Raw genomic sequence first — 19,049 nt, forward strand, 5'->3', positions numbered from 1 at the left:
CCGGTCGAACCCGTACGACCAACCGACCCGGACGCAGGTCTGGCCCGCCACCCCCTGATGCCGACGGACGGACGAGCGCCCGGGCCGACAGGGCTGTGCGCGCCCCGGTCGCCCGCCCCGGCACCAGCCCGTGGGGAACGGCGGACCATGCCCTCGGGGTACGGCTGTACGCGCAGCTGGGCGAAGGTTCCTGACCACCGCCGCCCGGCCCCGCCGCTAGAACGGCTCGAAGCCGTCGAACTCCCGCTCCGCCTCGTCGCGTTCCGCGTCCCGGTCCCGGCGTCGCTGGGCCGCCGGGCGGGGCGCCTCGAAGCGGTGGTCCTCGCCGCGGCGGCCGAGCATCTCGGCGCCGGCCGTCACCGACGGCTCCCAGTCGAAGACGACCGCGTTGTCCTCGGGGCCGATGGCGACGCCGTCACCGTTGCGGGCGCCCGCCTTCATCAACCGCTCCTCCACTCCGAGGCGGTTGAGCCGGTCGGCGAGGTAGCCGACGGCCTCGTCGTTGTTGAAGTCGGTCTGGCGCACCCAGCGTTCGGGCTTCTCGCCGCGCACCCGGAACAGACCGTCCTCCTCGCGGGTGACGGTGAAGCCCGCGTCGTCCACGGCCTTGGGCCGGATGACGATCCGCGTGGCCTCGTCCTTGGGCCGGGCGGCACGCGCGTTGCCCACCAGCTCGGCCAGCGCGAAGGACAGCTCCTTCAGCCCCGTGTGGGCCACCGCCGACACCTCGAAGACCTGGTAGCCGCGCGCCTCCAGGTCGGGCCGGACCATCTCGGCGAGGTCCTTGCCGTCGGGCACGTCGATCTTGTTGAGGACGACGATCCGGGGCCGGTTGTCCAGCCCGCCGTACTCCCGCAGCTCCGCCTCGATGATGTCCAGGTCGGTGACCGGGTCGCGCTCGGACTCCAGCGTCGCCGTGTCCAGGACGTGCACCAGCACGCTGCACCGCTCCACGTGCCGCAGGAACTCCAGGCCGAGGCCCTTGCCCTGGCTGGCGCCGGGGATGAGTCCGGGGACGTCCGCGACGGTGTAGACGGTCTCGCCGGCCGTCACCACGCCCAGGTTCGGGACCAGCGTCGTGAAGGGGTAGTCGGCGATCTTCGGCTTGGCCGCGCTCAGTACGGAGATCAGCGAGGACTTGCCGGCGCTCGGGTAGCCGACCAGCGCCACGTCGGCGACGGTCTTCAGCTCCAGCTGGATGTCCTGGAGGTCGCCGGGCACACCGAGCAGCGCGAAGCCGGGCGCCTTGCGCCGCGCGGAGGCCAGCGCCGCGTTGCCGAGGCCGCCCCGGCCGCCCTGCGCGGCGACGTAGGAGGTGCCCTGGCCCACCAGGTCGGCGAGGACGTTGCCCGCCTTGTCGAGGACCACGGTGCCGTCGGGTACGGGCAGGACCAGGTCCTGGCCGTCCTTGCCGGAGCGGTTGCCGCCCTCACCGGGCTTGCCGTTGGTGGCCTTGCGGTGCGGGGAGTGGTGGTACTCGAGGAGCGTGGTCACCGACTGGTCGACGGTGAGGATCACGTCGCCGCCGCGGCCGCCGTTGCCGCCGTCCGGGCCACCGAGCGGCTTGAACTTCTCACGGTGGACGGAGGCACAGCCGTGGCCTCCGTTACCCGCGGCGACATGCAGTTCGACGCGGTCCACGAAGGTGGTCATGGGATGTGCCTCCAGTTACTGCTCACTGCCGGAATGTCTCTTGGGTCAACACGCGAAAGGCGGACCCGCTTCCCCTGGGGGGAAGTGAGGTCCGCCTCGCGAAGGTTTCCGGTCAGGCGACCGGAACGATGTTCACGACCTTGCGGCCACGGTGGGTGCCGAACTGCACCGCACCGGCCTGCAGGGCGAACAGCGTGTCGTCGCCGCCACGGCCGACGCCCGCACCCGGGTGGAAGTGGGTGCCGCGCTGGCGGACCAGGATCTCACCCGCGTTGACGGCCTGACCGCCGAAGCGCTTCACGCCGAGCCGCTGGGCATTGGAGTCGCGACCGTTCCGAGTGGACGATGCGCCCTTCTTGTGTGCCATCTGTTCTCAGTCCCTTACTTCGCAGCCGCGGGGATCTCAGTGACCTTGATCGCCGTGTACTGCTGGCGGTGGCCCTGACGACGGCGGTAGCCGGTCTTGTTCTTGTAGCGCAGAATGTCGATCTTCTGGCCCTTGTGGTGGTCCACGACCTCGGCCTGGACCTTGATGCCGGCCAGCACCCACGGGTCGCTGGTCACAGCGTCGCCGTCAACGACGAGCAGGGTCGAGAGCTCGACCGTGTCGCCGACCTGGGCGGTGGAAATCTTGTCAACCTCAACGATGTCGCCGACAGCAACCTTGTGCTGGCGACCACCGCTGCGCACGATGGCGTACAAGCGGATCTCACTCTCTCGCTCGGGAACGGCACCCCCGCAGTCCAGCCACCCGGTGACACACGCGGACAGCCTCTCCCGACCGGGGCCCGGCAGGGCCCGCGCCCGGAAGGAAAGAGGTTTACGGGGATGTGACGCGTCAGTCGACACGCCGACGGTCAAGATTACGGGGCCGCACGACAGGGGTCAAACCGGGCCCCGCGCCTCACCCGGCGACCGACGCGACGTACTCGGCGTACGCCTCCTTGAGCCGCGCCGGCGGCAGGTCCAGGTGCTCCAGGATCGTGTACCGGCCGGGCCGGGTCCGCGGCGCGAACTCCACGGCCCGCACGAACTCGTCGTCACCGAACCCGATCTCCTGGGCCACCACCGGCAGCCCGTGCCGGCGCAGCGTCCGGGCCATCAGCAGGGAGGCCTCGTGGTCGCCCCGCAGATACGTCGCGAAGGCCGCGCCGATGCCCACCTGCTCGCCGTGGCTCGCGGCGCGCCTGGGGTACAGCAGGTCGAGCGCGTGGCTGATCTCGTGGCAGGCGCCGGACGAGGGGCGGGTGTGCCCGGCGATCGTCATGGCGATGCCGGACAGCACCAGACCCTCGGTCAGCACGGTCAGGAACCCGTCGTCCCCGCAGCCGCCGGGGTGGCGCAGCACCGCCTCGCCGGCCTGCCGGGCCAGGGCCGCGGCGAGGCCGTCGACCTTCTCGCCGTTCACCCGGTGGGCCAGCTCCCAGTCGGCGACCGCGGAGATGTTGGAGACGGCGTCACCGATCCCGGAGCGCACGAAACGGATCGGCGCCTCGCGGATCACCGCCAGGTCGACGACGAGGGCGATGGGCGTCGGCACGCCGTACGAACCGCGGCCCGCGTCGTTGTCCAGTATCGACACCGGCGAGCAGATGCCGTCGTGGGAGAGGTTGGTGGCGACGGCGACCATGGGCAGCCCGACGCGGGCCGCGGCGAACTTGGCGCAGTCGATGACCTTGCCGCCGCCGAGGCCGACGACCGCGTCGTAGCGGCCCGACTTCATCCCGTCGGCCAGCCGCACCGCGTCGTCGATGGTGCCGCCGCCCACCTCGAACCAGTCGGCGCCGGGCAGGGACGGCGACAGCCGCCGGCGCAGCAGCGCCCCCGAGCCGTCGCTGATGGCCACGGCGAGCTTTCCGGACCGGGAGATCCGCTGGTCGGCGAGGACACCCGCCAGGTCGTCGAGGGCGCCCGGGCGGATGTCCACCACGAGCGGCGAGGGGATGAGCCTCGTCAGTACCGGCACGTGATCTTCTCTCCTCGCGGGGCGGGTCGGCGGGGCGGGGACGAGCCGGTGGCACGGCTGTCCGGTGATGATGCGCCCGAAGACGTCCGGGGAAACGTGTGGTCCCTGTCCGAACCGGATTCCCAGCGGATTCCGGACGGACAGGGACCACACGTCCTGCGACAGGCGGCCGGATCAGCCCTCGTCGGTGGCGGCCGTGACCGGGGACGACGCCTGCTGGGCAGCCGCCGCGGTCTTCTTCGACGCCGCCTTCTTGGCCGTGGTCTTCTTGGCCGTGGCCTTCTTGGCGGTCGTCGTCTTCGCGGTCGTCGTCTTGGCCGTGGCCTTCTTGGCCGTGGCCTTCTTCGCGGCCGTCGTCTTCGCGGCCGTCGTCTTCTTGGCCGCGGTCTTCTTGGTGGCGGCCTTCTTCTCCGTCGCCTTCTTGGCCGTCTTGCGGGCCGCCGCCTTCTTGGCCGGAGCGGCCTCCTCGACGGTCTCCGCCGCGACCACGTCCTCCGCGACCAGGTCCGGCTCGGCCGCTTCCGGCTCGGCCGCTTCCGGCTCGGCCGCCGCGTCCGCCGGGACCGACGGGACGACCATGACGGCCGCCTCCTCGGACGCCGTGGACGTCGTGGGCTTGCGCACGGCCCGGCGCCGCGGACGGGCCGGGGCGGCGCTCTCGGCGGCCGTACCGGACGGCTCCGCGGACACCTCGGCGGCGGCCGGCGCCTCCGGCACCTGCTCGGCCTGAGTGGTCTCCGGGACCGTCAGCACGGCGGCCTCGGCCCCGGCGGGCGAACCGGCCGGCGCGGACGCCTTCCGGGTCGCCCGACGGCGGGTACGGCCCTTGGGCGCGGCCTCCTCGGCGGCCGGCACCGGAGCCTCGGCCACGGCCGGGGCTTCCACGACCGCGGGGGCTTCCGCGACGGTCGGCGCCGGGGCGCCGGAAACGGCGTCCTCGACGGCGGCGGGCTCGGCCAGCACCTCGGCGGCGGGCTCCCGCCGCACGGGACGCTCGACCTCCTCCTCGACCGTGACGTCCTGCGCGGTCGGGACCTCGGCGCGCCGGGCCTCGCCCTTCGCGGCCTTCGGGGCGCCCGCCGGGGACGACGCCCGCCGGCTCGCGCGACGCCGCCCGCGACCGCGCGTGGCGGCGGCCTCGGCTTCGGCGGCGCTGCTGTACAGCTCCTCGTCCGCGCTGAAGTCGGGCGCCGGCAGGGCGACCGGCTCGGCCACCTCGGCGGCGACCTCGGACTCGGACTCGGTGTCCGCCTCCTCCTCCGCCGTCACGCCGGTCTCGACACCGGCCACGGCCTCGTGCTCGTGCGGCTGCTCGCCGCCGGCCCGCGCCCGCTTACGACGCTTGCCACCGCCGCCACCGGCAGCGGTCGGCTGGTCCAGGTGGACGATGACGCCGCGGCCGTTGCAGTGGACGCAGGTCTCCGAGAACGACTCCAGCAGTCCCTGGCCCACCCGCTTGCGGGTCATCTGGACCAGACCCAGCGAGGTCACCTCGGCGACCTGGTGCTTGGTCCGGTCCCGGCCCAGGCACTCCAGCAGGCGCCGCAGCACCAGGTCCCGGTTGGACTCCAGCACCATGTCGATGAAGTCGATGACGATGATGCCGCCGAGGTCGCGCAGCCGCAGCTGGCGCACGATCTCCTCGGCCGCCTCCAGGTTGTTCCTGGTGACCGTCTCCTCGAGGTTGCCGCCCTGACCGGTGAACTTGCCGGTGTTGACGTCGACGACGACCATCGCCTCGGTCCGGTCGATCACCAGCGAACCGCCGCTGGGCAGCCAGACCTTGCGGTCCAGCGCCTTGGCGAGCTGCTCGTCGATCCGGTACGTGGCGAAGACGTCGACCTCGCTGGTCCACTTGGACAGCCGGTCGGCGAGGTCGGGCGCCACGTGGGACACGTAGCCGTGGATGGTCTGCCAGGCGTCGTCACCACTGACGACGACCTTGGTGAAGTCCTCGTTGAAGATGTCGCGCACGACCCGGACGGTCATGTCCGGCTCGCCGTAGAGCAGCGTGGGCGCGTTCGAGCTGCCGCCGCTCTTCGCCTTCTTCTGGATGTCCTCCCACTGCCCCTGGAGCCGCTCGACGTCGCGGCGCAGCTCCTCCTCGCTCGCGCCCTCGGCGGCGGTGCGCACGATGACGCCCGCGTCCTCGGGGACGATCTTCTTGAGGATGGTCTTCAGCCGGGACCGCTCGGTGTCGGGCAGCTTGCGGCTGATGCCGGTCATCGAGCCCTCGGGCACGTAGACCAGGTAGCGGCCGGGCAGCGAGACCTGGCTGGTCAGGCGGGCGCCCTTGTGGCCGATCGGGTCCTTGGTGACCTGCACGAGGACCGACTGGCCGGACTTGAGGGCGGACTCGATACGGCGCGGGCCGTTCGCCATGCCCAGCGCCTCGAAGTTGACCTCACCGGCGTACAGGACGGCGTTGCGGCCCTTGCCGATGTCGATGAAGGCGGCCTCCATCGACGGCAGCACGTTCTGCACCTTGCCGAGGTAGACGTTGCCGACGTACGAGGTCGCCTGCTCCTTGTTGACGTAGTGCTCGACGAGCACGCCGTCCTCCAGGACGCCGATCTGCGTGCGCTCGCCGTGCTGGCGGACGATCATGACGCGCTCGACGGCCTCACGGCGGGCCAGGAACTCGGCCTCGGTGATGATCGGAACGCGCCGGCGGCCCTGCTCGCGGCCTTCCCGGCGGCGCTGCTTCTTGGCCTCGAGGCGGGTCGAGCCCTTGATGGACTGCACCTCGTCGGACGGCTCGGCGCCCCTCTCCCGCGCGGGACGGGGCTCACGGACCTTGACGACGGTGCGCTCGGGGTCGTCGGCGGACGACTCGGACTCACCGGAGCCGTCCCCGGCACGGCGACGACGGCGACGGCGACGGCGGCTGCTGCTGGAGCCACCGCCCTCACCCGCGGCGTCCTCGCTCTCCTCGGCGTCCTCGTCGGCCTGCTCGGCGGTGTCCGCGGCGTCCTCATCGGCCCGGTCGGCCTGCTCGGCGGCGGTGCGCTCGTCGCCGTCGGCGGACTCGCCCAGGTCGCCCTCGCCCCGGCGGCGGCGACGGCCGCCCCGGCGACGGCGGCGGCGCGAGCCGGACTCCTCGGAGCCCTCGGCGTCGTCGTGGTCCTCGCCCGACTCGTCGGCGTCGGCCTCGGTCTCGGCCTCGTCGTGCGGCTCGTCCTGCGGCACGGCGGCGGCGGTCCGCTCCTCGGGGGCCTCCTCGGCGGCACCCCGGCGCTTGCGGCGGCGGCGCGACCCGGCGGTCTGCTCCTCCGCGACCTCCGTGACCTCCGCGACCTCCTCGGTCTCCTCGGGCGCCTTCGCCGTCTCCGCCCCGGCCGCCTCGGCGGCGGCCTCGGCGGCGGCCCGCTCGGGCGTCTGGAACTGGGGCTCGGCGAACACGGGCGCCTGGAACACGGCCACGGCGGGACGCGACGGGCGCTTGGGAGCGTCGGCCTCGCCGGACGCCGCGGCGGCCGTCCGCGGCGGCGCGGCGAAGCCGGTGGCGGCCTTGCGGGTGGACCGGCGGCGCGCGCGACGCGGAGCGGCGTCCTCGACGGGCTCGGCGGTCTCCGCCGCCTCGGGGGCCGGGACGGGCTCGGGGGCCGCCGGGACGGGCTCGGGCGCCGGCGCGGGCTCGCGCACGTCGGCGGCGGCGTCGGCGGCGGCGTCGGCGGGTGCGCCGGCCGGGGCGGACACACGCCGCGTGGCACGGCGGCGGGAACGGCGGGGAGCGGCGTCCTCGGCCGCCTCGGCGGGCGCGGGCGCCTCTACGGGCTCGGCGGCGGCGGGCTCGGCGTCCGTCGCCGGAGGGGTGGACGCCTCCGCGGCGGCCGGCTCGGTGGGCGAGGTCACACTGCGCGTGGCACGACGGCGGGTACGACGGGGAGCGGCGTCCTCGGCGGGCGCGGGCGCCTCGGCGGGCTCAGGAGCGGCGGCGGGCTCGGGGACCGCGGCGGGCTCGGCGGCGGCCGAAGCCCCGGCGGTCTCCACGGCGGCCGGCTCGGTGGACGAGGTCACCGCGCGCGTGGCACGACGGCGGGTGCGGCGCGGTGCGGCCCCCTCGGCGGCCTCCGGGCTCGGCTCGGACGCGGCGGCCGGCTCGGGCCGGGCGGGCGTCTCGGCGGCGGAGGACGCCGGAACGACGGTCTCGGCCGTCTCCGCCGACGCCGGGGTCCCGACGGGCGCGGAGGCGCGGCGCACCGCGCGGCGACGCGGCCGGCCCGCGGACGCGGGCTCCGGAGCCGCCACGGCCGCCGCTGCGGCCGCCTCCTCGGCTTCCGTCTCTTCCGGCTCGTCGGCCGCGGCGCTCACACCGGCAGGCGCGACGGTCTCCGCCGGCGCGGCGGAGCCACCGGACGGCGGTCCCGCCGGCCGGGACGCGGCCCTGCGCCGACGGCGCGGCGGCAGGGTGTCGCTGGGGGTGTTCGATTCGGTGTCCGTCGAGGTGGTCGAGGACCCTGTGGGTTCGGTCGGTTCGAGCATGCGGGGGTTTCTCCCGTCAGGCTCCCGGGCGCCGCGCCTGGTCCGGCATCGACCATGTCGACCGCCGGTGACGTCCGCGGCTCGCGCGATGCGCGGTCGCCGCCGTCCGGGGCGCGGGCGCCGCTCGGGAGCTCTCCGTGTCTTGTCTCGCCGGTTCCGTACCCCTTGTCGTGTACGGCCTGGCGAAAGTCTTGTGGTCGGTGCGCTGCCCGACCCAGGTGGCTCCCGAGTTCGAGGGCGGCGCTACGACGTCCGTCCCTACGCGGAACCTTCCTTACGCCGGCGCCTTCGCGGCGGCGGAAGCGGCGGCCGGTTGCGGCTCGGGCGCTTCTGCCTCGCGGTCGGGCGCGAGCGGGTCGGTCACCGCACCGGTCTCTTCATCGAACAGCCCCTGCGCCAGCCTGGTCACCGCTGCGGGGACCGGCGGCGCCAGGTCGGCCACGGCGCGAAGACCGGACAGGACGTCGTCGGGTCGTACGGCAGGCGTCACGTGCCGAACAACCAGCCGCAGTATCGCACAGGGCCGGTCGGTCGGCCTATCAGCCGGCGAACCGTGCGTGGTGACGCTCTCGAGGTGCGCGACGGCGGAGCGGGCGTCGAAGGTGCGGACGCCGTTCTTCGTCCTGCGCTGGACCTCCACGGCCGGGGCCGCGTTGAAGGCCGCCACGGCGCGTTCCGCGTCCGCGGAGTGCACACCGTCCAGCCGCAGCTCCCACACGGAAGCCGTCAACCGGTCCGCGAGTCCGGAGGTCCTGGCCTCGGCCGCCTCGACGATGTCGAGCCCGGCGGGCAGCGACTCGTCGAGGAGCAGCCTGAGCCGCTCCGGGTCACGCGCCTCGGTGAGCGCGATCTCCAGGTACTCCGCCTCACTGCCCGTGCCGGTGGGTGCGGCATTGGCGTACGACACCTTCGGATGCGGCGTGAACCCCGCCGAGTACGCCATGGGCACCTCGGCACGGCGCAGCGCACGCTCGAAGGCGCGCTGGAAGTCACGGTGGCTGGTGAACCGGAGGCGGCCGCGCTTGGTGTAACGCAGTCGGATGCGCTGCACCGCGGGAACGGGCGGCGGGCCTTCGGGCTGTCGCTTGCCCAGGGGAACTTCTCCTTGTGTACGGCGGTCGGGACGGGGCACCGTCCTCGCCTCGGCGGGGGCATCACGCCCAGTCCTCTTTTCTAGAGTACGCGTTCCCGCCACCACGAGTTCCCGCCGGTACGCGAACCGCCACGACGGGACACTTTCCGGCGTCCGACCGTCGTGGCGGTTCGTGCGAGCGAGCGTGCGAGCGAGCGCAGATCAGGCGATGTCGCTCCGCGCCCAGGTCCAGCTGCTGCCGCTGTCCGCGCTGTCCGCGCTGTCCCAGACCTTGACCGGCTTGCCCGAGCCGGACCCGGTGCTCGTCAGCGTCCACAGGCCCGTGCGGCTGCCGCCGTCCGCCTGCACGCCGTAGTCGTACAGCACACCGACGTCACCGCGGCCGTCACCGTTGAAGTCACCGGCGACCGGCTTGGAGCGGTCCCAGCTCCAGCTGCCGCCGTCCACGCTGTCCCAGACCCTGACCGGCTTGCCGAAGGCGGAGCCCGTGCTCGTCAGCTTCCACAGCGCGGTGCGGTTGCCGCCGCCGTCCGCCCGCACCCCGTTGTTGTAGAGCACACCGACGTCGCCGCGGCCGTCACCGTCGAAGTCACCGGCGACCGGCTTCGAGCTGTCCCACCTCCAGCTGATACCGCTGTCCACGCTGTCCCAGGCCATGACCGGCTTGCCGAAGCCGGACCCGGTGCTCGTCAGCGTCCACAGGCCCGTGCGGCTGTCGCCGTCCGCCTGCACGCCGTAGTCGTACAGCACACCGACGTCACCGCGGCCGTCACCGTTGAAGTCACCGGCGACCGGCTCGGAGCGGTCCCAGCTCCAGCTGCCGCCGTCCGCGCTGTCCCAGACCTTGACCGGCTTGCCGAAGCCGGACCCGGTGCTCGTCAGCTTCCACAGCGCCGTGCGGTTGCCGCCGCCGTCCGCCCGCACCCCGTAGTCGTAGAGCACACCGACATCGTCGCGGCCGTCACCGTCGAAGTCACCGGCGACCGGCTTCGAGCTGTCCCAGCTCCAGCTGCCGCCGTCCGCGCTGTCCCAGACCTTGACCGGCTTGCCGAAGCCGGACCCGGTGCTCGTGAACGTCCACAGCGCCGTGTGGTTGCCGCCGCCGTCCGCCCGCACGCCGTAGTTGTACAGCACACCGACATCGCTGCGGCCGTCACCGTCGAAGTCACCGGAGAACGCCTTCGAGCGGCTCCCGTTCCAGCTGCCGCCGTCCGCGCTGTCCCACTTCATCTGCGGCTCGGCCATCCCGGACCCGGTGCTGGTGAGCGACCAGAGAGTCGAACGGGACCTGCCGTCCTGGAGGGCGCCGTTGTCGTAGAACACGCCGACGTCGCTGCGGCCGTCGCCGTCGAAGTCGGAGCCGGGAGTGGCCCGGGCGTTGGCCGTGATCCAGTCCCGGACGTCGTCGACACGGGTGCTGATCGCGGTGCTGGGGGTGCCCGCCGGGGCGTCGTTGCCGAAGCAGCCCGCCTGGTCGGAGCGGCTGCTGATCGCGACGAGCGCCGGCTTACCGTCGACGGTGCGGACGGCGGGGCCTCCCGCGTCGCCCTGACAGACTGCGGCGCCGCCCTTCCCACTGAGGGTGAGGTCGCCGCCGGCGACGGAGGCGACGGCGAACGTGCCGGTGTGCCCGCCGAGCGGCGCCCATTCCCCGGCCGTACGGCCGTGTCCGGCGACGGTGAGCTCCTGCCCGGCGGCGGGCGCCGCGGCGGCGACGGCGACCGGGGTCACGCCGCGCACGGGCTGGGCGAGACGGGCCAGGACGAGGTCGCGCTCGCCGTGCGGTCGCAGTTCGGCCACGGTCCGGGACTGGCCGCCGCCCACGGTCACGACGGTCTTGACCCTGGGGGCGCCGGCCGGCACCGTGCGGTCGGCGACCGGGTCCTCGGCGAAGCAACTGGCGGCCGTGAGCACCCACTCGGCGGATATCAGCGCGCCGGAGCAGCCTCGCTCGTAGTCGCCGACGAGAAGCCGGGCGGTGAAGCCGTAGGAAGCGCCCTCGGCAGGCTCACCGACCACCGCGTGGCCCGGTGAGGCGGTCATGAGCAGCAGCGGCGCCGCACCGAGCAGGGCCGCTGACCTGATCGCGGCGGCTCCGGGCGCCTGCCGTCTGGATCGCTTCGGATGTGCTGTGCTGGGGGTGCCGGGTGCTCTCATCACTGTCCTAGAGATCGTTCGGGCACAACTGGACTGGAGGATGCGGCCCGCCGGCGGCCCCCGGACACCCGGAAGTCACGTAGGCGCCACCGCAACTTCGGACATCTAAGATCATCTACGTGATCTCGTCCACCGGTCCATCCCAGGCAAACTGACCGTACGTCACACACCGAATGTGACGTACGGCACCACGCCACGTCACCCGCGCCGCACGGTCCCCCGCTCAGCCGGCTACTTGACCGTCAGCGGCAGCAGCTTCTTGCCGGTCGGACCCACCTGGATCTCGGTCTGCATGGCCGGGCACACGCCGCAGTCGAAGCACGGCGTCCAGCGGCAGTCCTCGACCTCGGTCTCGTCGAGGGCGTCCTGCCAGTCCTCCCAGAGCCACTCCTTGTCGAGGCCGGAGTCGAGGTGGTCCCAGGGGAGGACCTCCTCGTAGCCCCGCTCGCGGGTGGTGTACCAGTCGACGTCGACGCCGAACGGCTCCAGTGCCTTGTCGGCGCAGGCCATCCAGCGGTCGTACGAGAAGTGCTCGCGCCAGCCGTCGAAGCGGCCGCCGTCGTCGTAGACGGCGCGGATGACGGCGCCGATGCGGCGGTCGCCGCGGGAGAGGAGGCCCTCGACGATGCCGGGCTTGCCGTCGTGGTAGCGGAAGCCGATGGAGCGGCCGTACTTCTTGTCGCCGCGGATCTTGTCGCGGAGCTTCTGCAGCCGGGCGTCCGTCTCCTCGGCGGAGAGCTGCGGGGACCACTGGAAGGGGGTGTGGGGCTTGGGGACGAAGCCGCCGATGGAGACCGTGCAGCGGATGTCGCCCGAGCCGGAGACCTCGCGGCCCTTGGCGATGACGCGGGTGGCCATGTCGGCGATCTGGAGGACGTCGTCGTCGGTCTCGGTGGGGAGGCCGCACATGAAGTACAGCTTCACCTGGCGCCAGCCGTTGCCGTACGCGGTGGCGACGGTGCGGATCAGGTCCTCTTCCGAGACCATCTTGTTGATGACCTTGCGGATGCGCTCGGAGCCGCCCTCGGGGGCGAAGGTCAGGCCGGAGCGGCGGCCGTTGCGGGTCAGCTCGTTGGCGAGGTCGATGTTGAAGGCGTCGACGCGGGTGGAGGGGAGGGACAGGCCGATCTTGTCCTCCTCGTACCGGTCCGCGAGGCCCTTGGCGACGTCGGCGATCTCCGAGTGGTCCGCGGAGGACAACGACAGCAGGCCGACCTCCTCGAAGCCGGTCGCCTTCAGGCCCTTCTCGACCATCTCGCCGATGCCGGTGATGGAGCGCTCGCGGACCGGGCGGGTGATCATGCCGGCCTGGCAGAAGCGGCAGCCGCGGGTGCAGCCGCGGAAGATCTCCACCGACATGCGCTCGTGGACCGTCTCGGCGAGGGGGACGAGGGGCTGCTTGGGGTAGGGCCACTCGTCGAGGTCCATGACGGTGTGCTTGGAGACGCGCCACGGGACGCCCGAGCGGTTGGGGACGACGCGGGCGATACGGCCGTCGGGGAGGTACTCGACGTCGTAGAAGCCGGGGACGTAGACCCCGCCGGTCTTGGCGAGGCGGAGGAGGAGCTCCTCGCGGCCGCCGGGGCGGCCCTCGGCCTTCCAGGCGCGGATGATCGCGGTGATCTCCAGGACGGCCTGCTCGCCGTCGCCGATGACGGCGCAGTCGATGAAGTCGGCGATCGGTTCGGGGTTGAAGGCCGCGTGTCCGCCGGCCAGGACGACCGGGTCGTCGATGCCGCGGTCCTTGGACTCCAGCGGGATGCCGGCCAGGTCCAGGGCGGTCAGCATGTTCGTGTAGCCGAGCTCGGTGGAGAAGGAGAGGCCGAACACGTCGAAGGCCTTCACCGGGCGGTGGCTGTCGACCGTGAACTGCGGGACGGTGTGTTCCCGCATCAGCGCCTCCAGGTCCGGCCACACGCTGTAGGTGCGCTCGGCGAGGACGCCCTCCTGCTCGTTGAGGACCTCGTAGAGGATCATGACGCCTTGGTTGGGCAGACCGACCTCGTACGCGTCGGGGTACATCAGGGCCCAGCGGACGTCGCAGGATTCCCAGTCCTTGACCGTGGAGTTGAGCTCTCCGCCGACGTACTGGATCGGCTTCTGCACATGCGGGAGCAGCGCTTCGAGCTGCGGAAACACGGAAGACACAGACTCGGCGGCTTCGGCAGGCATCTCACGGAACCTTCGTGTGCTGACAAGGGGGACCATCCAGCCTAACCCGGCGCGGGCGGTCCCCCGTACCGCTCGGGCGGCCGGTGCCCTGCCTTACGCCGACATCGGTCTCTGCACCGTGATCGACTGGAGCAGGCCCACCGCTATCCACACGGCGAACATGGAGGAGCCGCCGTACGACACGAAGGGCAGGGGGAGGCCGGTGACCGGCATGATGCCGAGGGTCATGCCGATGTTCTCGAAGGTCTGGAAGGCGAACCAGGCGACGATGCCGGCGGCGACGACCGTGCCGTACAGGTCGGTGGTCTCGCGGGCGATCCTGCAGGCGCGCCACAGGACCACGCCGAGCAGGGCGATGATCAGGCCCGCGCCGAGGAAGCCCAGTTCTTCTCCGGCGACGGTGAAGACGAAGTCGGTCTGCTGCTCCGGGACGAACTGGCCGGTGGTCTGGGAGCCGTGGAAGAGGCCGGAGCCGGTCAGGCCGCCGGAGCCGATCGCGATGCGTGCCTGGTTGGTGTTGTAGCCGACGCCCGCGGGGTCGAGTTCCGGGTTGGCGAAGGCGGCGAAGCGGGCGATCTGGTAGTCGTCGAGGATGCCGAGCTGCCAGACGGCGAGCGCGCCGGCGGTTCCCGCGCCGAGCAGTCCGAACACCCAGCGGTTGGAGGCGCCGGAGGCGAGCAGCACGCCCAGCACGATGATGACCATGACCATGACCGACCCGAGGTCGGGCATGAGCATCACGATCAGCATCGGCACGACGGCCAGGCCCAGGGCCTGGAGGACGGTCCGGTGGTCCGGGTGGGACCGGTCCCCCGCGTCGACGCGTGCGGCCAGCAGCATCGCCATGCCGAGGATGATCGTGATCTTCACGAACTCCGAGGGCTGCAGGGAGAAGCCGCCGGGGAGTTTGATCCAGGAGTGGGCGCCGTTGATGGTCGAGCCGAGCGGGGTGAGCACCAGCAGGATCAGGAACACGGAGAAGCCGTACAGGACCGGCACGGCGGTGCGCAGGGTGCGGTGGCCGAGCCAGACGGTGGCGATCATCAGGGCGAGCCCGATGCCGGTGTTCAGCAGGTGCCGGGTCAGGAAGTAGTACGGGTCGCCCTGGTTGAGCTCGGTGCGGTTGCGGGTCGCGGAGTAGACGAGCAGGGAGCCCATCAGCGAGAGCGCGACGGCGGCCAGCAGTATCGGCCAGTCGAGCCGGCGTGCCATCGAGTCCCGGGCGAGCAGCCGGGTCCAGCCGGCTTTCTCGGGTCCGTAGCCGGAGACCTGGAAGCTGTTGGAACCGGTCATGCGCGTGTCCTCCGGCTTCCGCTTCTGGCCGCCCCGCGGCTTCCGCTGCCGCGACGGCCCCCGCCGCGTCGTCGGTGGCGGCGCGTGTCGCGGTTGTCGCCGTTCTGTGCCGGTGGCGTCGCTCCCTGTTCCTGTCCGTCGACGGGGGCGTACTCGTCCTCCGGGGAGGCCTTCTCCTTGGGGAGGAGGTCCTTGATCACGTCCTTGGGGATCTTCGGTGCGGGGATGGTCCCGTCCGCCTTGATCGTCGGCAGCTTCGCCTGCGGTTCGGGCAGCAGCCCCTTCCTGCTGTCGACCTCCCCGTCGTCCGAGACGCCGTACAGCGCGTCGTAGATGTTACGGACGGCGGGACCGGAGGCGCCCGAGCCGGTACCTCCCTGGGAGATCGTCATGACGATCGCGTACTCGTCGGTGTAGGTGGCGAACCAGGAGGTGGTCTGCTTGCCGTAGACCTCGGCCGTGCCGGTCTTGGCGTGCATCGGGATCTTGTCCTGCGGCCAGCCGTCCTGGGCGAACCGCCAGGCGGCGGTGCCGCGGGTGGCGACGCCTTCGAGGGCGTCGTCCATCTTGGCGAGCGTGGTCCTGCTTATCGGCAGCTTGCCGTGGGCCTTGGGCTCGATCGGGCGGATCTCCTTGCCGTCGGGGCTGATGATCGCCTTGCCGATGCTCGGGTCGTACATGGTGCCGCCGTTGGAGATGGCCGCGTAGATGGTGGCCATCTGGATGGGGGTGACGAGGGTGTCGCCCTGTCCGATGGAGTAGTTGATGGCGTCACCGGCGCGCATCTGGTTGCCCTCGAGGCAGTTCTCGTACGCGATCTGCTCGACGTAGGAGCCGCCCTTCTTGCCGGACTTGCACCAGGCGTCCTTGTTGGCCTCCCAGTACTCCTGCTTCCACTGGCGGTCGGGGACGCGGCCGGTGACCTCGTTGGGGAGGTCGATGCCGGTCTTCTTGCCGAGGCCGAAGTCGTGGGCGGCCTTGTAGAAGTAGTCGTCGGGGTTCTTCGGCTTCATGCCGCCGTCCTTCTTCCACTCCTGGTGGGCCAGGCGGTAGTAGACGGTGTCGCAGGAGAGTTCCAGGGCGCGGCCGAGGTCGATCGAGCCGTAGCTGGCGGACTCGTAGTTCTTGAAGACCTGGCCGCCGACGGAGTAGGAGCTGGAGCAGTCGTAGCCGCCGTCGAAGTCGTAGCCGGCGTCCACGGCGGCGGACGTGGAGATCACCTTGAAGATGGAGCCGGGGGCCGCCTGGCCCTGGGTGGCCCGGTTGAGCAGCGGGTAGCGGGAGTCCTTGCCGGTGAGCTTCTTGTAGTCGGCGGCGGAGATTCCGCCGACCCAGGCGTTGGGGTCGTACGCGGGGTTGGAGGCCATGGCGACGACGCGGCCGGTCTTGGCCTCCATCACGACGACGGCGCCGGCGTCGGCCTTGTAGTTCTCGCCGGTGTTGTCGTCGTAGACCTTGCGGGCTTCCTTCATCGCCGCGTTCAGCTCGTACTCGGCGACCCGCTGGACGCGGGCGTCGATGCTGGTGACGAGGTTGGAGCCGGGCACGCCGGGGTCGGACTCGGCCTCGCCGATGACCCGGCCGAGGTTGTCGACCTCGTAGCGGGTGACGCCGGCCTTGCCGCGCAGCGCCTTGTCGTACTGGCGTTCCAGGCCGGAGCGGCCGACCTGGTCCGAGCGCAGGAAGGGCGAGTCGGTGTCCTGGGCCTTCTGGATCTCCTCGTCGGTGACCGGTGAGAGGTAGCCGAGGACCTGTGCGGTGTTGGACCCGCCGGGGCCGGCGTAGCGGCGCAGCGCCTCGGGTTCGGCGGTGATGCCGGGGAAGTCCTCGGCGCGCTCGCGGATCTGGAGGGCCTGCTTGGGGGTGGCCTCGTCGGTGACGGGGATCGGCTGGTAGGGCGAGCCGTTCCAGCAGGGCTGGGGGGTTTCGGCGTCGCACAGCCGGACCTTGTCCATGACTTCTTTGGGCTGCATGCCGAGGACGCCGGCGAGCTTGGTGAGGACGGCCTTGCCGTCGTCCTTCATCTTCAGCAGGTCGGTGCGGGAGGCGGAGACGACGAGGCGGGTCTCGTTGTCGGCGAGGGCCACGCCGCGGGCGTCCAGGATCGAGCCGCGGGTCGCGGGCTGGACGACCTGCTGGACGTGGTTGCCGGAGGCCTCCTCGGCGTACTCGTCGCCCTGGCGGATCTGGAGGTACCAGAGCCGGCCGCCGAGGGTGGCGAGGAGGGAGAGGACGAGGATCTGGATGACGACGAGCCGGGTCTGGACGCGTGTGCTGCGGCCGGTCTCCGGAATGTTACTCATGGGAGCAGCCCATTCCGTTGAGGGTGGTGGTGGGCGACGGGCGGGGGTCGGTCACTGCGGCTGCCTCCCCCGTTCAGTGGGTGTACGTGTCGAGGCGGTCGTACGGCCGGGAGGTCGTCGTCACAGCCGCTTGACCCCCTTGATGCGTCCGGCCCGGGCGACCCGCGCCCGCGCCGCCTTGGCCCGCAGTCCGTTGCGCTGGCTGCCGATGCGCAGTCCGGTGCCGCCGGAGAGCCAGCCGGAGGCGATGTCGGTCTTCTGGCCCGCGGAGTTGGTCTCGGCGAGCGGGTCGTTCTCGGCGCGTCGGGCCAGGGCCATGATGCCGGGGACGACGAAGGGCGCGAGCAGCAGGTCGTACAGGGCGGCCGTGAACAGCAGGCCGGGCAGGCCGACATGGCGGGCGGCGGTGTCGCCGACGAGGGCGCCCACGCCGGCGTAGAGCAGGGTGGTGCCGAGGGCGGCGACGACCACGACGGCCATGGGGCCGGTGGCCGACCTGAGCCGGCCGTTCTCCGGTTTGGCGAGCCCGGCGAGGTAGCCGATGACGCAGAGTACGAGGGCGTATCGGCCGGCGGCGTGGTCGGCGGGCGGGGCGAGGTCGGCGAGGAGTCCGGCGCCGAAGCCGACGAGGGCGCCGCCGACGTGGCCGTAGACCAGGGCGAGGCCGAGGACGGTGAGGAGCAGCAGGTCGGGGACGGCGCCGGGCAGGTGGAGGCGGGCGAGGACGCTCACCTGGATGACCAGGGCGACGACGACGAGGGAGACGGACAGCAGGATCCGGTTGACGCGCATGGGGTGAAAGCTCCTACTGCTCGGTCTGCTGGTTCTGCTCGGTCTGCCCGTCCTGCTGGGTCTGCCCGTCCTGCTCGTCCTGCTCGTCCTGCGACTGGCCGTCGACGGGGGCCCCGGCGGACGGAGTGACGGTCACCGTCACGGTCGGCCTGGGTTCCGGCTTGGGCTTGTCCGGGAGCACCGTGTCCCGCGGGTCCTTCTGCGGGGCCTGGACGACGACGCCGACGATGTCGAGCTTGGTGAAGCTGACGAACGGTGTGACGTCGAGGGTGCGGGTCAGGTCGCCGCCGGAGGGGTCGACGCGGGAGACGACGCCGACGGGCACGCCGGGCACGAACGGCTTGTCGGCCTGGGAGCCGAAGGTGACCAGGCGGTCGCCCTTCTTGACGTCGGCCTTGCCGTTGAGGAGTTCGACGCGCAGGGGGCGGCCGCCCTGGCCGGAGGCGAAGCCGAGTTCGTCGCTGCCCTCCATCCGGGTGCCGACGGTGAAGTCGGGGTCGTTGGCGAGCAGCACGGTGGCGGTGTTCGGGCCGACGGTGGTGACGCGGCCGACGAGGCCGTCGCCGTTGAGGACCGTCATGTCGCGCTTGATGCCGTCGCCCGCGCCGGCGTCGATGGTGATGGTCCAGGAGAAGCCCTGCGCCGCTCCTATGGCGATGACCTGGGCGCCCTTGATGCCGTACTGGCCGGCGCCGGCGAGCCCGAGCATCTTGTCGAACTGCTTCAGGCGGCTGCGGCCGCGCTCGTCGCTGCCGAGCTTCGCCTCCAGGGCCGCGTTCTGCGTCTCCAGTTCGGAAAGGCGGTCGTGCCGGTCGCCGGATTCACGGATCGCCGTGATGGCGTTGCCCACCGGGTCGACCGCGGACGACACCCCGTTCTCGATCGGGCCGAAGACGGTGGCCGCGGCCTGCCGGGCACCGTCGACCGGTGAGTCCTCCCCGCCGCGGATGTCCACCGTGATCAGTGCGAACGCGATGGCGATCAGCAGCACCAGGAGCAGCCGGCTCTCTTTCGTGTCCCTCACGTGCGGCGGCCGTGCCTTCCTCGTCGAATTCGGGAATTACGTGGCGGTGTTCAGGAATTCAGGCGATTCGGTACCCGAGGTACATGCGCGGTACCGCACCTCTATATCAAC

The 19,049-nt window shown here is 72.1% G+C and carries 12 protein-coding genes; all 12 read right to left on the reverse strand.

Annotated elements, in window-relative coordinates:
• Positions 1-216: 216 nt before the first annotated feature.
• Complete coding sequence (gene obgE, locus ACZ7G3_RS05870) at positions 217-1,653, reverse strand: GTPase ObgE (protein WP_470923465.1); 1,437 nt, start codon at positions 1,651-1,653, stop codon at positions 217-219.
• A 112-nt stretch (positions 1,654-1,765) separates the two neighbouring features.
• Positions 1,766-2,020, reverse strand: a complete 255-nt coding sequence (gene rpmA, locus ACZ7G3_RS05875; RefSeq protein WP_003976205.1) for a 50S ribosomal protein L27 — start codon at positions 2,018-2,020, stop codon at positions 1,766-1,768.
• 14 nt (positions 2,021-2,034) lie between these two features.
• Entirely contained in the window at positions 2,035-2,355 is a 321-nt protein-coding gene (rplU, locus tag ACZ7G3_RS05880; RefSeq protein ID WP_007449531.1) for a 50S ribosomal protein L21, read from the reverse strand.
• Positions 2,356-2,557: 202 nt separating this feature from the next.
• Positions 2,558-3,619: an iron-containing alcohol dehydrogenase family protein gene (locus tag ACZ7G3_RS05885; RefSeq protein ID WP_470923466.1), complete on the reverse strand. Its 1,062-nt coding sequence runs from the start codon at positions 3,617-3,619 to the stop codon at positions 2,558-2,560.
• Positions 3,620-3,793: 174 nt separating this feature from the next.
• Positions 3,794-8,104 carry an Rne/Rng family ribonuclease gene (locus tag ACZ7G3_RS05890; RefSeq protein WP_470923468.1) on the reverse strand — a complete coding sequence of 1,437 codons (4,311 nt, stop codon included), beginning with the start codon at positions 8,102-8,104 and terminating at the stop codon, positions 3,794-3,796.
• Between the two features lie 274 nt (positions 8,105-8,378).
• Positions 8,379-9,155 carry a TIGR03936 family radical SAM-associated protein gene (locus ACZ7G3_RS05895; RefSeq protein ID WP_426600480.1) on the reverse strand — a complete coding sequence of 259 codons (777 nt, stop codon included), beginning with the start codon at positions 9,153-9,155 and terminating at the stop codon, positions 8,379-8,381.
• Between the two features lie 243 nt (positions 9,156-9,398).
• Positions 9,399-11,240: a S1 family peptidase gene (locus ACZ7G3_RS05900; RefSeq protein WP_470923470.1), complete on the reverse strand. Its 1,842-nt coding sequence runs from the start codon at positions 11,238-11,240 to the stop codon at positions 9,399-9,401.
• Positions 11,241-11,585: 345 nt separating this feature from the next.
• The gene (locus tag ACZ7G3_RS05905; RefSeq protein ID WP_426600482.1) at positions 11,586-13,526 is read right to left on the reverse strand and encodes a TIGR03960 family B12-binding radical SAM protein; all 1,941 of its coding nucleotides are present in this window, start codon (positions 13,524-13,526) and stop codon (positions 11,586-11,588) included.
• A 93-nt stretch (positions 13,527-13,619) separates the two neighbouring features.
• A complete protein-coding gene (gene rodA, locus ACZ7G3_RS05910; protein ID WP_470923473.1) occupies positions 13,620-14,819 on the reverse strand; it encodes a rod shape-determining protein RodA in 1,200 nt (399 codons plus the stop codon).
• Positions 14,816-17,122, reverse strand: coding sequence for a penicillin-binding protein 2 (mrdA, locus tag ACZ7G3_RS05915; RefSeq protein WP_470923475.1), 2,307 nt, complete (start codon positions 17,120-17,122; stop codon positions 14,816-14,818). Before mrdA ends, rodA begins: the two co-directional genes overlap by 4 nt.
• A 120-nt stretch (positions 17,123-17,242) precedes the next feature.
• Complete coding sequence (gene mreD / locus ACZ7G3_RS05920; protein WP_426600485.1) at positions 17,243-17,914, reverse strand: rod shape-determining protein MreD; 672 nt, start codon at positions 17,912-17,914, stop codon at positions 17,243-17,245.
• 13 nt (positions 17,915-17,927) lie between these two features.
• A complete protein-coding gene (gene mreC, locus ACZ7G3_RS05925) occupies positions 17,928-18,938 on the reverse strand; it encodes a rod shape-determining protein MreC (protein ID WP_470923477.1) in 1,011 nt (336 codons plus the stop codon).
• Positions 18,939-19,049: the final 111 nt, after the last annotated feature.

It is taken from the genome of Streptomyces sp. NPDC037271 (assembly GCF_055603605.1).

Coding starts and splice junctions, on each gene's coding strand:
- obgE (WP_470923465.1), bottom strand. CDS start 1,653: ATGACCACCTTCGTGGACCGCGTCGAACTGCATGTCGCCGCGGGTAAC.
- rpmA (WP_003976205.1), bottom strand. CDS start 2,020: ATGGCACACAAGAAGGGCGCATCGTCCACTCGGAACGGTCGCGACTCC.
- ACZ7G3_RS05890 (WP_470923468.1), bottom strand. CDS start 8,104: ATGCTCGAACCGACCGAACCCACAGGGTCCTCGACCACCTCGACGGAC.
- ACZ7G3_RS05900 (WP_470923470.1), bottom strand. CDS start 11,240: ATGACCGCCTCACCGGGCCACGCGGTGGTCGGTGAGCCTGCCGAGGGC.
- ACZ7G3_RS05905 (WP_426600482.1), bottom strand. CDS start 13,526: ATGCCTGCCGAAGCCGCCGAGTCTGTGTCTTCCGTGTTTCCGCAGCTC.
- rodA (WP_470923473.1), bottom strand. CDS start 14,819: ATGACCGGTTCCAACAGCTTCCAGGTCTCCGGCTACGGACCCGAGAAA.
- mrdA (WP_470923475.1), bottom strand. CDS start 17,122: ATGAGTAACATTCCGGAGACCGGCCGCAGCACACGCGTCCAGACCCGG.
- mreD (WP_426600485.1), bottom strand. CDS start 17,914: ATGCGCGTCAACCGGATCCTGCTGTCCGTCTCCCTCGTCGTCGTCGCC.